Annotated in this window: 14 protein-coding genes; 3 read left to right on the top strand and 11 right to left on the bottom strand. The window is 67.9% G+C overall.

Features of this window, described 5'->3' with window-relative positions:
- From uvrC to VAE46_RS07375, 9 genes are all read right to left on the bottom strand, one after another.
- Window positions 1–1,677: excinuclease ABC subunit UvrC (gene uvrC / locus VAE46_RS07415; RefSeq protein WP_322796288.1), on the bottom strand; the 1,677-nt coding region annotated here is incomplete at its 3' end.
- 30 nt (window positions 1,678–1,707) lie between these two features.
- Complete coding sequence (locus tag VAE46_RS07410; protein ID WP_322796287.1) at window positions 1,708–2,622, bottom strand: succinylglutamate desuccinylase/aspartoacylase domain-containing protein; 915 nt, start codon at window positions 2,620–2,622, stop codon at window positions 1,708–1,710.
- Between the two features lie 46 nt (window positions 2,623–2,668).
- A complete protein-coding gene (locus VAE46_RS07405) occupies window positions 2,669–3,334 on the bottom strand; it encodes a phosphoribosyltransferase (RefSeq protein ID WP_322796286.1) in 666 nt (221 codons plus the stop codon).
- Between the two features lie 78 nt (window positions 3,335–3,412).
- The gene (locus VAE46_RS07400; RefSeq protein WP_322796285.1) at window positions 3,413–3,628 is read right to left on the bottom strand and encodes a hypothetical protein; all 216 of its coding nucleotides are present in this window, start codon (window positions 3,626–3,628) and stop codon (window positions 3,413–3,415) included.
- A 10-nt stretch (window positions 3,629–3,638) separates the two neighbouring features.
- The gene (locus VAE46_RS07395; RefSeq protein ID WP_322796284.1) at window positions 3,639–4,301 is read right to left on the bottom strand and encodes an NADH-quinone oxidoreductase subunit B family protein; all 663 of its coding nucleotides are present in this window, start codon (window positions 4,299–4,301) and stop codon (window positions 3,639–3,641) included.
- Between the two features lie 58 nt (window positions 4,302–4,359).
- Window positions 4,360–4,560, bottom strand: coding sequence for a hypothetical protein (locus VAE46_RS07390; RefSeq protein WP_322796283.1), 201 nt, complete (start codon window positions 4,558–4,560; stop codon window positions 4,360–4,362).
- Between the two features lie 83 nt (window positions 4,561–4,643).
- Window positions 4,644–5,429, bottom strand: coding sequence for an amino acid ABC transporter ATP-binding protein (locus VAE46_RS07385; protein WP_322796282.1), 786 nt, complete (start codon window positions 5,427–5,429; stop codon window positions 4,644–4,646).
- A gap of 6 nt (window positions 5,430–5,435) precedes the next feature.
- Window positions 5,436–6,176: an amino acid ABC transporter permease gene (locus VAE46_RS07380; RefSeq protein WP_322796281.1), complete on the bottom strand. Its 741-nt coding sequence runs from the start codon at window positions 6,174–6,176 to the stop codon at window positions 5,436–5,438.
- 65 nt (window positions 6,177–6,241) lie between these two features.
- Window positions 6,242–7,123 (bottom strand): ABC transporter substrate-binding protein, encoded by an 882-nt coding sequence (locus VAE46_RS07375; protein WP_322796280.1) that lies wholly within the window; start codon window positions 7,121–7,123, stop codon window positions 6,242–6,244.
- Between the two features lie 135 nt (window positions 7,124–7,258).
- On the opposite strand from VAE46_RS07375, the gene thrB reads away from it, so the two are divergent.
- The 3 genes from thrB to VAE46_RS07360 all read left to right on the top strand — a co-directional run bounded on the left by thrB (window position 7,259) and on the right by VAE46_RS07360 (window position 9,437).
- A complete protein-coding gene (gene thrB / locus VAE46_RS07370) occupies window positions 7,259–8,167 on the top strand; it encodes a homoserine kinase (protein ID WP_322796279.1) in 909 nt (302 codons plus the stop codon).
- Complete coding sequence (locus VAE46_RS07365) at window positions 8,167–8,646, top strand: GNAT family N-acetyltransferase (protein ID WP_322796278.1); 480 nt, start codon at window positions 8,167–8,169, stop codon at window positions 8,644–8,646. Before thrB ends, VAE46_RS07365 begins: the two co-directional genes overlap by 1 nt.
- A gap of 569 nt (window positions 8,647–9,215) precedes the next feature.
- Window positions 9,216–9,437, top strand: coding sequence for a hypothetical protein (locus VAE46_RS07360; protein ID WP_322796277.1), 222 nt, complete (start codon window positions 9,216–9,218; stop codon window positions 9,435–9,437).
- Between the two features lie 234 nt (window positions 9,438–9,671).
- On the opposite strand, the gene VAE46_RS07355 is transcribed toward VAE46_RS07360, so the two are convergent.
- Complete coding sequence (locus tag VAE46_RS07355; protein ID WP_322796276.1) at window positions 9,672–10,307, bottom strand: sacsin N-terminal ATP-binding-like domain-containing protein; 636 nt, start codon at window positions 10,305–10,307, stop codon at window positions 9,672–9,674.
- A gap of 4 nt (window positions 10,308–10,311) precedes the next feature.
- Window positions 10,312–13,695 carry a DUF499 domain-containing protein gene (locus VAE46_RS07350; RefSeq protein WP_322796275.1) on the bottom strand — a complete coding sequence of 1,128 codons (3,384 nt, stop codon included), beginning with the start codon at window positions 13,693–13,695 and terminating at the stop codon, window positions 10,312–10,314.
- Between the last annotated feature and the right edge of the window lie 23 nt (window positions 13,696–13,718).

Here is a 13,718-nt window from a genome sequence, read left to right as displayed (position 1 = left end):
CGAGCGCGCGCGGACCTGGCGGTGGAAGGTGATGGCGAAGCGGTGAGCCTCATCGCGGATGCGCTGGACGAGGTAGAGGGCCTCGGAGCCGCGGGGGAGGACGATGGGCTCGTCCTCGTCGGGGGTGTAGAGCTCCTCATGGCGCTTGGCAAGGGCGACGACCGGGATGTGGTGGACGCCGAGTTCGTGCATGGTTTCGAGGGCGGCGTTGAGCTGCCCTTTGCCGCCATCGATGATGACGAGGTCGGGGAGGTCCCAGGCATCGGCGAGCGGTTCCGCGGAGTCGGCGGTGCGGGCGTGGCGGCCGAAGCGCCGGCGGAGGACCTCCTGCATGGTGGCGAAGTCGTTCGCACCCTGGATGGTCTTCACGCGGAACTTGCGGTACTGGTTGGGCGCCGGGCGGCCGTCGACAAAGACGACCATGCTGGAGACGGGGCTGGTGCCCTGGATGTTGGAGTTGTCGTAGCACTCGATGCGGCGGGGGACCGCGGGGAGGGAGAGCTCTTCGCGGAGCTGCTCGAGGGCCTGCTCGGTCTTGCTGGTATCGGCAAGCCACTTCACGCGGGCGACGGCGAGGGCTTCGCGCGCGTTCTCGGCGGCGAGCTGGACGAGGCGGCGCTTCTCCCCGCGCGCGGGCACCCGGATTTCGACGCGGGAGCCGCGCTTCTCGGAGAGGAGCTGTTCGATCGCCTCGCGGTCCTCGGGATCGATGGGGAGCGCGATCAGGCGCGGGGTGTACTGGGCGCTTTCGTAGTACTGGAGGAGGAAATTGGCGAGGACGGTGGCATCGGGTTCGTCCCGGACGCCTTCGAGCATGAAGGTATCGCGGCCGATCATCTGGGTGCCGCGGATGAAGAAGACCTGGACGCACGCCTGGTCGCCGTCGCGGGCGAGGGCGAAGATGTCGGCGTCTTCGTTGCGGGTGGTGGCGACCGCCTGGCGCTCCACGGTGCGTTCGATGGCGCGGAGCTGGTCGCGGAGCTGGGCGGCGCGTTCGAACTCCATCCGTTCGGCAGCGTCCTCCATCTGGCGGCGGAGGCGGCGGAGGACGTCCTCGGCCTTGCCTTCGAGGAAGAGGATGACCTGCTGGATGACCTCGTCGTACTCCTCCTTCGTGCAGTAGGAGGTGCAGGGGGCGATGCATCGCTTGATGTAGTAGTCGAGGCAGGGGCGCGGGTCGGTGCCGGTGATCTCCTTCGTGCAGGAGCGCCAGGGAAAGAGCTTCTTGACGAGGTCAAGAGTGGCGCGAACGGAGCCGGCGCTGGCGTAGGGACCGAAGTAGCGGGCGCCGTCGTTTTCGATGCGGCGGGTGATGGCGACGCGCGGCCAGGGGTTCTGGACATCGATCTTGAGGTAGGGGTAGCGCTTGTCGTCCTTGAGGCGAATGTTGAAGAACGGCTGGTGGCGCTTGATCAGGGCGGCTTCGAGGAGGAGGGCCTCACCGGGGTTCGAGACGACGATGTATTCGAAGTCGTCGATCTGCTCGCGGAGGGCGCGGGTCTTGGGCTCGAGGCCATGGGGCGCGCCGAAGTAGGAGCGAACGCGGTCGCGGAGGCGGGCAGCCTTGCCCACATAGATCACCTCCCCGGAGGCATTGCGCATGATGTAGACGCCGGGCTTCGGCGGGAGCGCGGCGAGCTGACGGCGCAGCTTTTCGGAGATGGTGGAGGACGGCACGCAACCAGTGTACCGGGCGAGGCGCGTGATTCAGAGAATGCCGAGGAGCTCGAGGGCGGAGCGGGCTGCGAGGAGGTGGAGTTCGACGCGGCGCTCGAGGGGCTGGTCGAGCTGGCCCATTTCGACGAGCACGGGCGTGAGGCCGGGCACATGGCCGCCGGCGCTGAGCGAGCTCCTCCCGCGGTTTGGCTGGCCTTCGGGGACCGGGGTGAGGGGCCGCCCAAAGCGGGCGCCTTCACGAACGATCATCTGCTCGCGGGGCGTCAGCTGCGGGTTCATGCGGTCCGCGAGCTGCTGCCCGAAGCCGGGGGCGAGTGGGCCGGGGCCGGTCGTGATGGTCTGTCCGAGGGCACCGGTGCCGGTGCCGGGGAGTTCGGCGTAGAAGGCCCAGGATTCGTGGAGGTCGAGCAGCAGGCTGACGCGGAATTCGCGGGCGGCTTCGAGGATGGCGTGGGCCATGCGTTCCATGGCGAGGGGGCTCTCGGGATTGCCGGGGTAGAGCCGGTTGAGGTCGCCGATGTCATCGAAGGTGCGGACGAAGGCGGCGATGGCGGTGGGGTTGGCCCGGGGGAGGACGAGCAGCGTCCCGGCGCGGGGCTCCCACGCGGCGACCTGGTCGGCGGCGAGCCAGGCGCCGGGCTCGTTGCCGTGCACGCCCCCCAGGACGAAGGCGGCCGGGCCGTGGACGCCGCTGTGCCGGATAACGAGGGCAGTTTCGTGCGGGGTGCCGGGCAGCAGGAGTCGGGTTTCGCTGCCGCGCGGCGGCGGGGTCGGGGTTGGGGTCGGGGTGGGCGGCGCCGGGGTGGGTGTTGCCGGCGGGGCGGCCGGGGTGGCTTCTGAGGCAATGGATTGCCCGGTGCCGGTCTCGGGCGACGGGCGGGAGCAGGCGATCGCCGCGAGGGCGGGGAGCGCTGCGAGCAGTCGCCGGCGCGTGAGGTTCGGCATGGCCAAAAGGGTACGTTCGACCGGGTGCAGCAGATGGAAAGGCGGGTCAGGAGGCGGCCCGGCGGGCAGCGGCCTCGCGCAGGAGCGCGCGAACTTCCTCGTCGGAGACGGGCGGGAAGCTGCGGTACCAGAGCCCGACCGCGTAGAACGGGTCGGGAGTGCGCAGGACGACGAGGGTGACGCCCGGGAATTCGCGGGCGAATTCGTCGAGCGTCTCGGGCGCGGCGACGGGGACGGCGACGATGATCGGGCCGGCGCCGAGCTGGCGGACGGCTTCGATGGCGGCCTTCATTGTGGCTCCGGTGGCGAGGCCATCATCGACGAGGATGACGGTGCGGCCGGCGACCGCCGGGGCGGGTCGCCCTTCGCGATAGGCGGTTTCGCGACGCTCGAGCTCGGCGAGTTCAGACCGGGCGATGCGATCGACTTCTCCCGGCGCGAGACCGAAGCTGGCGACGAGGTCGGGGTTGAGGACGCGCACGCCGCCGCTGGCGATGGCGCCGATGGCGAGTTCGGGCTGCCCGGGGGCGCCGAGCTTGCGCACGATGAAGACATCGAGCGGGAGGTCGAGCTCGCGAGCGATCTCGGCGGCAACGGGTACGCCGCCCCGCGGCAGGGCGAGGAGCAGGGCGCCCTGCGGGAGATCGAGGCGGCTGAGGGCCTCAGCGAGGGCGCTGCCGGCTTCGCGTCGGCTGGCGAACGGCTCAACCACAACGGCAGTGTGCGCGCGGGCAGTCGGACCGTCGAGGGCCGATTGGGGGGAAGCGGGAAGGTCCGTGGGGCCCCGAGGCTACCCGGCGAGAACCCCGTTGGCGGCCAGGGCATCGCGCAGGGCCTCGAGCGAGGGGATCGGCTTGCCTCCGAGGGAGTCGATGGCGTCGATCACGTCATCCGAGCAATCGGAGGTGAAGGCGAGCTCGAGGAGCTCCTGGCGGTCGGGCTGATTGCCGTGTTCGAAGAGGGGCCGGACGAGGGCTTCGATCTCGGCCCAGGATGCTGCAACCATGGGAGCTCCTTCAGGAGGGGAAGATGTCGTGCTGCTGGGGGTTGTCGTAGTTGATGTAGGGCGGCCAGAGGGCCTCAAGTTCCTTGCGGATGGGGTCGCCCTCGGGGAGATAGCGCTGGAACTGGGGCTCGACATCGCGCCGTACCCAGCCCTTGCCGATGGTGTCCTGGCGGATCTTGTCCTGCAGGAGCATGAGACCGGCGAGAAGCGATTCGGGGCGCGGCGGGCAGCCCGGGACGTAGACGTCGACGGGAAGGAGGGTGTTGACCCCCGGGGTGACGCTGTAGGCGTAGGCGAAGGGGCCGCCCATGATGGCGCAGCCGCCCATAGCGAGGGCCCACTTGGGCTCCGGCATCTGGAGCCAGATGCGCCTGACCGCGGGGGCCATCTTCCAGGTGACCGTGCCGGGCACGATGAGGAGGTCGGCCTGGCGCGGCGATGCGCGGAAGATTTCGGCGCCGAAGCGGGCGATGTCGAACCGCGGTGCTGCGGTGGCGATCATCTCCATCGCGCAGCAGGCGAGGCCGAACATGCAGGGCCAGAGGGATGAGCGCCGGGCCCAGTTCAGGACCTGGTCGACGCTGGTGACCAGGATGTTCTGCTGCAGCTCTTCCTCAACGTCGGAGCCGGTGCGGAGCGGGAGGGGCTGGTAGACCTTGTTGGGCTGTGCCATCGCTCGTGCAGTCTATCACAAGCAGGCTGCCGGGCGAGTGGGGCCGGCAACGCAGGTGCTAGCGGCGGACGTAGTCCTGGCCTTCGTTGATCGGTTCGTCGATGTAGATGTCGCCGTTGCGAATCTTAAGGTTGTAACCGCACTCGGGGTTCGTGCAGACCCACGCCTTGAAGTGGATCGGCGCGCCCTGGCTGCCGAAATCGGAGAAGGGGACGAGGTCCCCGTAATCACATTTGCGGCACTTGGGAAACTGATACATCCCTTACCTCCCCCAGCAAACGAATGACAGTGGCGTGGTCTTGTGACCACCGTGAGCGTAGCCGAGTGACGGCGAATAGTCCATCAGCCGCGGGTGACGCGGCGGAGGAAGGCCCGGGCGCGTTCGGTGGAAGGGCTCGAGAAGAACTGCTCGGGGGGCGCTTCTTCCTGGATGACGCCTTCGTCCATGAAGATGATGCGGCTGGCGGCTTCGGCGGCGAACGACATTTCGTGGGTGACGGCGATCATGGTCATGCCGTTGGCGGCGAGGTCGCGCATGACGGCGAGGACTTCGCCAACCAGTTCGGGGTCGAGGGCGGAGGTGGCTTCATCGAAGAGCATGAGGCGGGGCTGCATGGCGAGCGCGCGGGCGATGGCGACGCGCTGCTGCTGGCCGCCGGAGAGCTGAGAGGGGTAGGCGTCGAGTTTGGCGGCGAGGCCGACGCGGGTGAGGACTTCGATAGCGCGCTGCCGGGCTTCCTCGCGCGAAAGCCCGAGGACGTGGACGGGGGCTTCCATGACGTTGCCGAGGGCCGTGAGGTGGGGAAAAAGGTTGAAGCGCTGGAAGACCATGCCGATGCGCGCGCGCATGCGGGCGATGTCGCGCTCGGGGGCTTCTCGGAGGCGGCCGCGCAGGATGCGATAGCCTACCGGCTGCCCCTCGAAGAGGACCTGCCCGCCATCGACGCGCTCGAGGTGGTTGATGCAGCGGAGCAGGGTGGACTTGCCGGAGCCGGATGGGCCGAGGACGGCGACGACTTCGCCTTCGGCCACGCTGGCGGTGATGCCGCGGAGGACGTGGAGGCGTCCGAAGTACTTGTGGACGTCGATGAGCTGGAGGATGGGCGAAGTCGGGCCGGGTTCGGGCATTGTGGGTCAGTCGCGGAAGCGGAAATTGAGCCAGCGGCGCTCCGGGGAGGGGCCGTAGCCGGCGGGGCCGTAGCGGTATTCGAGCCAGGATTGGACGAGGGAGCCGAGCGTGGTGAGGATGAGGTACCAGCCGCTGGCGATGATGAGCCATTCGAAGTAGCGCAGGGTGGAGGAATACTGGAGCTTGGCAACGAGGAAGAGTTCGCTGACGGAGATGAGGGAGACGAGCGAGGAGTTCTTGAGCATGGCGATGAATTCGTTGCCGGTGGGAGGGATGACGACGCGGAGGGCCTGGGGGAGGATGATGCGGCGCATGGCGAGGCGCCCGGTCATGCCGAGGGAGCGTGCGGCTTCCATCTGGCCGGGGTCGACGGACTGGATGCCGGCGCGGACGATCTCCGTCATGTAGGCGCCTTCATTGATGGCGAGTGCCAGGATGCCGGTCTGGAAGGGCGAGAGCTGGCCATCCCAGGGGAGGGCCGAGGGCCACGCCTGGGGAAGGGCAAAGTACCAAAAGACCACCTGGACGAGGAGCGGCGTGCCGCGGAAGAACCAGATGTAGGCGAGGGCGAGAGCGCGGAGCGGCCAGGCGCGAGCGACGCGCGCAAGGGCGAAGAGGGTGCCGAGGATGATGCCCAGGGCCATGCCGATGACCGAGAGCCGGAGTGTCATCCAGACGCCCTCGAGGACGATGGAGGACAAGAAGTTCTCCGCGATGTAGGGCCAGTCGACGGCGAGGTGGAGCACGGCGCGCGGTCTTCGGACGGGCCCGGGCGTGTCGCACCCGGGCCGCTGGCTCACGAGATTGGGGATTACTTGAGGGCGCCGGCTTCGAGGCCCCAGTACTTCAGGATGGCCTGGTACTGGCCCTTGTCCCGCATGGCTTTGATGGTGGCCTGGAGCGCCTGCCGGACTTCGGTATCGTCTTTGCGGACGGCGATGCCGTAAGGACCGGTGTTGTACTGCTCGCCGACGACTTCGGTGCCTTTGACCTGGCGAGCGCCATAAGCGGCGACGGGGTAGTCCATGAGAGCGGCGTCAGCGCGGCCGCTGGCGACCGCGGTGATGGTGTCTGTGTTTTGCTCGAAGGTCGTGACCTGGATTTTCTGGCTGCACTTTGCGTTCTGTTCTTCGGCTTCGTCGATCTGGACTGTGCCGACCTGGATGGCGACCTTCTTGCCGCAGAGGTCGGCGATGGTTTTGATGCCCTCCGGGTTCCCTTGCTTCACGAGGATGCCAGAGCCGGCAACCATGTATTCGACGAAATCGACCTGCTGCTTACGCTCATCGGTGACGCTCATGGACGACATGATGACATCGGCCTTCTTGCTGGTGAGGGCCGGGATAATGGCATCGAACGAGGTGTTCTGGACGTCGGCGGTGACGCCCCAGGCCTGAGCGATGCACTTCGCGAAATCGACATCGGCGCCGATGGGCTCGTTGGTGCCGGGTCGGACGAACTCCATGGGGGCGTAGGAGAGGTCGGACGCGACGACGAATTTGCCGGCCTGTTTGATGCGCGCGGGCGCGGTCACGCCGAGGTCGGAGCAGTTGACGCTGGCGGAGACGAGATCCGCGGAGTCGGCGCCGCCGGAGCCCTCGTCGTCATCGTCGTCGCCGCAGGCGGATGCGAAGGCGGGCAAGAGGAGCGCTGCGAGGAGCAGGAGGAATGGGACTCGCCGGGCGGTGGACATGGCTGGTGATGCCTCCTTCGAGGATTCGGGGAACTATGGCATGCCGCGGGTATCGAGGGAAGGGGCGCGGTATTGGAGGTTTGCGGGGGGTGGTTGGTACCATGCGGGCTTTGGGAAGACGAGGAGGTGCCTGCGATGAGCGCGACCGCGATTACGCTGCGCGTGCCCGCTACGAGCGCGAACCTCGGGGCGGGGTTCGATTGCCTTGGGCTGGCGCTCGATATGTTCGCATCGGTGACGGTGACGTTTTGCGAGGCCGAGCAGCCGCCCACCGAGGATGTGGGCGAAAAGATGGTGCTGACGGCAATTCGAAAGGCGTACGCGCGGCTGGGAAAGCCGATGCCTCCCGGTGTGCGGGTTCGCTACCAGGTGGAGATTCCGCTGGGACGCGGCCTCGGGGCGAGCGCGGTGGCGCGTGCGGCCGGCGTGCTGGCGGTGAACGAGTTCGAACGCGGGCCGTTCGATGAGCAGGCGATGCTGGACCTCGTGAGCGAGCTGGAGGGCCACGGCGATAACGCCTGCCCGGCGCTGTTCGGCGGGCTACAGGTCTGCGTGCAGGGAAGCGATGGGCACTACGTCCGGGTACCGGGGCGCTACCCTTCGGATGCGCACATTGCGCTGCTCATCCCGGACCATTCGATGCCGACGAAGGAGGCGCGGAAGGCACTCCCGGATGTGTATGCGAAGGCGGACGTCGTGCACAACATCGGCCGGGCGGCGCTGTTTGTCGCGGCGATGGCTGCCGGGAGGATGGAGGTGCTGGCGGAGGCCACCGACGACCGGGTCCACCAGCGGCAGCGTGCGTCGCTCTTCCCCCCGCTGTTCGACATTTTCGCGGCGGCAAGGGGCGCGGGGGCCTGGGCGGCGTGGCTGAGCGGGGCGGGGAGCTCGGTCGCTGCGATTTGCCCCGAGGGGCCCGCCCGGGCGGTTGCGAACGCGATGCTGGCGTGCGCGCGCTCCGCGGGCTATGACGGGAGGGCGCTGGTGACGCGCATCGCGCGGGAGGGGGCCACCGTTTCAAAGGTGGAGCTGGTCGAGGGCTGATGCGCATCCGTTTTGCGGAGCCGGGTGACCTGGACGTGGTCATCGAGCTGATCCGGGCGCTGGCGGAGTACGAGCGGGAGCCGGATGGGGTGCACCTCGAGCGTGAGGAGCTCGGGAGGCACCTGTTCGGGGAGCGCCGGTACGCCGAGGTGCTGCTCGCCGAGGATGGGGAAGAGGTGCAGGGCTTTGCGCTGTTCTTTCACAACTTCAGCACGTGGGAGGGCAAGCCCGGCATCTACCTGGAGGACCTGTTTGTGCGGCCGGGGGCCAGGGGGCGGGGCTATGGGCGGGCGCTGCTGGCGCGGCTCGCGGCGCTGGCGCTGGAGCGGGGCTGTGCGCGGCTGGAGTGGTCGGTCCTGGACTGGAACGCGCCGGCTATCGGCTTCTACCGGTCGCTGGGGGCGGTCCCGATGGAGGAGTGGACGACGTACCGGCTCTCCGGTGAGGCGCTGGAGCAGCTGGGGCGCGGGGAGGGGTAGCTGATGAGACGCGGCTTCAATCGCTCCAGGGTCCGTGGAAAGCCAGGGCTCTGCACGTGAGTCGACGAGCGGCTCAAAGGAAGCCTCGCCATACCCGTGCGGATTGAGCATGGACCTCTGAATCCCGGTCAGCGAGCGGCCCCTCACACGTCGACGGGCACCCGGCGGCCCTGTTCCAGCCAGCCCGTTTTGCAACGGAGATGGCGCTGCACCGACACCTGCCTTCGCCCGGGCCAACTCCGGCGTCTCCGCGAAGTTCTTACGCCCCTTCGATCGCCTCGGTTGCTGGCGCGCCTGACCCGCCAGGAACCTTCCCGGTGCTTGAGATTGGGGATGAGGCAGCGAGCGGCAAGCCGGCTTTCGCGGTTCCTGCGCAGTCTTGTGGACCCTCAGGAGTTCCATTGCTTCGCCCGCCCCGCGATGAGCGCGAGCTGATGGTCGTCCCCACGAATTGCCGCGTCGTTGCCTTCGACAACGTGACGAGTCTACCTGACGGGCCGAGGGACGCACTCTGCCCTCCCGCCAGCCGTTCCGGCCTGATGCCCCGTCGCCTGTACTCTGATGCCGAAGTGGCCATCCTGTCGCCACATCGGCCGGTCATTCTGCTTCCCATCGAACTGGTTGCCACCCGGGAGGACCTGCGCGACCGCGCCTTGCACGTGGCCCTCGCGGCCCGTGAGCAACCCAAGGATGAGAGCGCCCTCGAGCAGGCCTGTGAGGCCGCAAAGCCACGGTTGCCTGGAGCGATCCTCGATGCAGCAAGCGCCGCGCTCAAAACTGGGCTTCAGTGAGAGTCGAGCCGGCAGCACGTATGGTCGACTTTGCCCCCTGGGTGACGGCGGCCGAGGAGCGCCTTCGTGGCCGCGAGCGGCATCCCTCGAAACCTACCGGGCGCAGCGCAGTGCGCAAGCACGAGATTCGGCCGGGCGAAATGCACTGGTCCAGCGTCTGCTGCGGACTGCGACACCATCGATGGCGAATGATCGGGGACAGCTACTGGATTTCTGGATTGCACGGGCAAGGCGTCAGTGAACTGAGGTCTGTACACAACTCTGGGGACATTCTCGGCTAGCCCGGCTGCCCCGGGAGGCGCACTTACGCGCCTGATTCCGGACCTGCGAGAGGCGCGTCGGTTCGAAGCTGGCGGCCAGCACGTCCCGCAGGCTCTCCTCGCGCACCCGGACCCTCACCATCACGTTCAGGTTCTGCTTGCCCAGGGGCCGGGCCACCCATTCTGGCCGGGTGAACCGCTCTCGGCGAAATTCGACCGAGAGCGAGGGAGTCATCAGTTCGACCTGATCCCCAAGGCTGAAGGTTGACTTCCATCCGATACCCCGGAACCCAATCGTGCTCAGCGATCGCTTGTTCGAGAAGCCGAAGTTGCAAATGGAGCGAAAGTGTTCCTCGACAAAATCTTTGCCGTCGTGTTCTAAGACGAGCGTATCGCCTTCGATCTTCACGAGTGCCCGCGACGCGCCCGCATCGTCGGCGTTCTGGAGTAACTCAGAAAGAACGTGGCGCGGGTCCTGCACCTGCTTGAACAGCTGCTGCCAGGGGCCCGCCAGGCCGGGGTCGGCTTGCAGCTGGTCCCACCGGCGGACCGCCTCGTCGCGAATGCGCGCGAAGTACTCGGGCGGCGAAACTGGCCGGCTTCCATCCACGCTGCTATTCCTCAAATTCGAAATGCTCGAACTTTAGCGTCCGTGCATTTTCGCTGACAGTCCGCACCACCTGCTCAGGAAATCCGCTTTCGCTGCGAGCCCGTATCTCCAGTTCGACCTCGACCTGACCGTCCAGCAGTCCGGAAAGGTGCTGCACAATCTCTTCCCCGATTTGGGCTGCACTTGAGCCCAGTTTCAGCTCGTTCAAGCGCACCCGCCCGTAAAAGCGCCTGCGCGTCGTTGCCGTCGGACCCGACGGCGGCCGGGGGGGACCATCGGGACCGCCGTTTCCTCCGGAGTCATCCCCCGGGCCTTCGTCCACCAGCCCGGGGCGTGCATCCGCCCTCGACGCCGCTTCGGCAACGTCCCGACGCACCACGACAGCTCCGCGGTCGAGCAACACGCTTTGCGGTCGCTGACCGAAGCTCAGCCCGGAGTATGTTCCCCCCTCGTGGCCCTGCGCATAGCCAAAGAATTCCGTCGACGTGGCCCCCTCCTGGATTGCCCTCTTGAGGACTTCCGCATTTACCAGCCGCGGGAAGTACAGGTAGCGGGTCAGATTCTCTTCCCAGAGCCTGCGCGCTTCGATGTGCTCGAGACCCCGCCGCCAGAACCAGCGGTCGAGCTCCCGCTTCAGGAACAGCGGCGACCACCTCAGCAGCAGCAGCTCCTCCGATTCCAGTGTCGCCACCGCGCGCTGTGCGATGGGGCCGGCTGAGCCCAATCGCCCGCTGGTGTGGATTGCCCGGATGGTCTCCGTCTCCAGGGTCAGCTCTCCGTTCTCCTCCCGAACCCCCTGGTATGGGACGAGGAACCAGCGGTAGCCGTCGCTCAAGAGGCCATCGATGGCCTTCTCCGCGCGGTCCCGCAGGTCTGTTGCCTGCCGCACCTGGTCCTCATCCAGGTTCAGCTGCCGCCGTTCGTCCACAATCGACTTCCAGGCCAAATACAGCTTCCCCTGCTCGTGCAGGCCCGGCAGCATCTCCTCATCGAGCGCCGCGAACACCAGCATGTTCCGGTTGAGACGCGGGGCGTTGCCGCGCTGATTCAGGACGTCCCACGCCGCTGCCAGCGCCGGCGAATCCTCGTCCCCGGCCCGGTGCGGGTGCTGCGGCGAAAGCACCACCAGCCGCACCGCAACGTCATCCGGCACGTCTGCGCTCGAGGCCGGCGCGACGTGCTTGCCGGCGAACGGCGCGTGTTCGCGGTCGCCGCGGAGGCGCGTTTCGATGAGCTCGTAGACCTCGCGTTCGGAAATCCGGCTCATCCGATCGGCGACCGTTCGATTGAGATTGGGCCGAACTTCGAACCAGTACCGGCTGCCGCTCCCGTGCAGGAACTGCAGCCGCTCCCGCAGCCTGCCCAGCACATCGTTGTAGGTGGCGATGGGCTCGCCGGGCCTGACCGCGCCCAGCCGAATCCGCACATCCTCAATCCCCGGCGTCGCCTTGCCCGGCACGCTGCCCAGGAGGATTGTCCGAGCCGTCGCGCGTGCCGCCCCGACTCGCCCGTACCGCGCATTCGACGCGTCGATCCGCACGGCTTCCGCCGAGGGCCCTTCGATGTCGCCATCGATGACCGGCTGGAACTGCGGCGGCAGGTAGCGCATCAGCTCTTCTCGCACCACGGGCAGGTCGAACCGCAGGGTTGCGGGCATAATCAGCGCGGATTGATCACCTTCCTGCCACATTGCCTGCACGGCCCCGGCCAGCAGCCGCAGCACGCCGCGCGTTGATTGAAATTGCGGGACCGCCCCGTTCCAGTCCTGGTACAACCGGTCGAACAGCTCCGGGTGGAAGGGGTAGGCGGCCCGCATGCGCTCTTCGTACGCCCGCTCTGCCACCTCTGCGGGGAAGTCGGCGCGGTTCTGCCGGTAGTACTCCACGAAGCGCGCAACTGCCTGGTCCCGGCCCTCGGGGTCGACCCGTTCGAAGAGCCGGCGCCGCACCACTTCGAACGACTCGGTCGGCTGCACCGGCTGCCAGGCCGTTTCAAGGCGGCCGAACGTCTGCTGGACGCGCGCCAGCACCCTTTCGCCCTGCACGCCGCCGATCTCCATGTCCGATTCGGGGATGGAAGCCGCTACGACCACCCCCGGCGTTGCCTTCGCGATTTCTGTCAGGGATTGCAGGAAGGTCAGCAGCGACTCCAGCGAGCCGCCCGGCAGGTTCGTGCGCTTCGGCGGCAGGTTGCGACCATAGGCGACCAGCTCGTCGATCAGCACGATGCAGGGGGCGCATTGCTGCAGCACCTTGCGGATCTCCTCGGCCGGTGCCACCCCGTGGATGTCCGCATCCTGGACGTGCCTGTAGGCCTCGTAGCCGCCCAGCTGCCAGGCCATGTGCCCCCAGAGGGTGCGCAGGCTCAGGCCCAGCGCCTTCAGTTCCGGGTCGTCATCGAAGGCGGAGGTGGCCGAGATCTTTGTCCCGACCAGCACGGCCGTGTTCGCCCGGGGGATGGCGACGCCGAGCTCCTGGCTCAGCTCCTTCAACACCGGCACATCGTTGACGATCTCGGCGCCGGAGCGCGCCATGTGGTAGAGCGCCAGCATCGTGTGGGTCTTGCCACCGCCGAAGCCGGTCTTCAGCTGCACCACGGCGTCTCCACCCTGCCCCGTCAACCGCCGCAGCGCCGTCTTCAGGAAGTCGCGCAGCCCGGCCGTGACGTACGTCCGCTCGAAGAATTCCCGTGCGTCCAGGTACTCCCGCCCGACTTCCGGGTTCTGCCGGTATACCTCGTGCAGGTCTGCAGCGAATTGCCCCTGCGTCAGCAGCCCTGTGCGCACATCCTCCCGCGGGACCACCACCTCCCGCCAGGGCCGCAGCCCTGCATCGGCGAACGACGCCTCCGGCCCGGGCCCGGCAGCCGCGGGCGGCTCACTCTCCGGCCCAGCGGGCGTTCCCCTGCTTTCGCCATTGGCTGCAGCCGCCTGCGGACTCCCCTGCGCGAGCAGCGACCGTACCGCTGCAGCCGCCGACCGGTCGACCCTGTCCAGGAGGAGCGCAGCCGTTTCGATCGCCCGGTCGGCCCGCTGCTTCTCCAGGTCGGCACCGGCGGGCTTATGCGCCCAGGAGTCGCGCGTCCACCGCAGCTCGTCGGCATAGGTCCGCGCCTCCCGCGGCAGCTTGCCCTCGAAGGCCACCCGAAAGTTCTTCACCAGCAGGCCCAGGAGGTCGGCCACATCAAGCCCGGCCAGGTTGTCGCTGGTGCCCTGCTTCGGCCGCGCCGGCAGGTTCCGCCGCGACAGGTCCGAGACGTTGGGCAGCACGAGGTTTGTCCACCAGCCGGCCCCGGTGCGCTTCAGCTCCCGCTCCACGAACGGGGCCAGGTGCTGCCCCAGCAGGTGCATGGCCTCCGAGACCCGTGCGAAATTCGTTGCTTCGGTCATGTGCGTGTCCTCTCCGGTCGCTC

The sequence above is a fragment of the Tepidiforma sp. genome (assembly GCF_034433535.1).
GTDB lineage: Bacteria > Chloroflexota > Dehalococcoidia > Tepidiformales > Tepidiformaceae > Tepidiforma.
This window is presented reverse-complemented; position numbering and strand designations above follow the sequence as displayed.

Coding starts and splice junctions, on each gene's coding strand:
- VAE46_RS07410 (WP_322796287.1), bottom strand. CDS start 2,622: ATGCCGAACCTCACGCGCCGGCGACTGCTCGCAGCGCTCCCCGCCCTC.
- VAE46_RS07400 (WP_322796285.1), bottom strand. CDS start 3,628: ATGGTTGCAGCATCCTGGGCCGAGATCGAAGCCCTCGTCCGGCCCCTC.
- VAE46_RS07395 (WP_322796284.1), bottom strand. CDS start 4,301: ATGGCACAGCCCAACAAGGTCTACCAGCCCCTCCCGCTCCGCACCGGC.
- VAE46_RS07390 (WP_322796283.1), bottom strand. CDS start 4,560: ATGTATCAGTTTCCCAAGTGCCGCAAATGTGATTACGGGGACCTCGTC.
- VAE46_RS07385 (WP_322796282.1), bottom strand. CDS start 5,429: ATGCCCGAACCCGGCCCGACTTCGCCCATCCTCCAGCTCATCGACGTC.
- VAE46_RS07375 (WP_322796280.1), bottom strand. CDS start 7,123: ATGTCCACCGCCCGGCGAGTCCCATTCCTCCTGCTCCTCGCAGCGCTC.
- thrB (WP_322796279.1), top strand. CDS start 7,259: ATGAGCGCGACCGCGATTACGCTGCGCGTGCCCGCTACGAGCGCGAAC.
- VAE46_RS07365 (WP_322796278.1), top strand. CDS start 8,167: ATGCGCATCCGTTTTGCGGAGCCGGGTGACCTGGACGTGGTCATCGAG.
- VAE46_RS07350 (WP_322796275.1), bottom strand. CDS start 13,695: ATGACCGAAGCAACGAATTTCGCACGGGTCTCGGAGGCCATGCACCTG.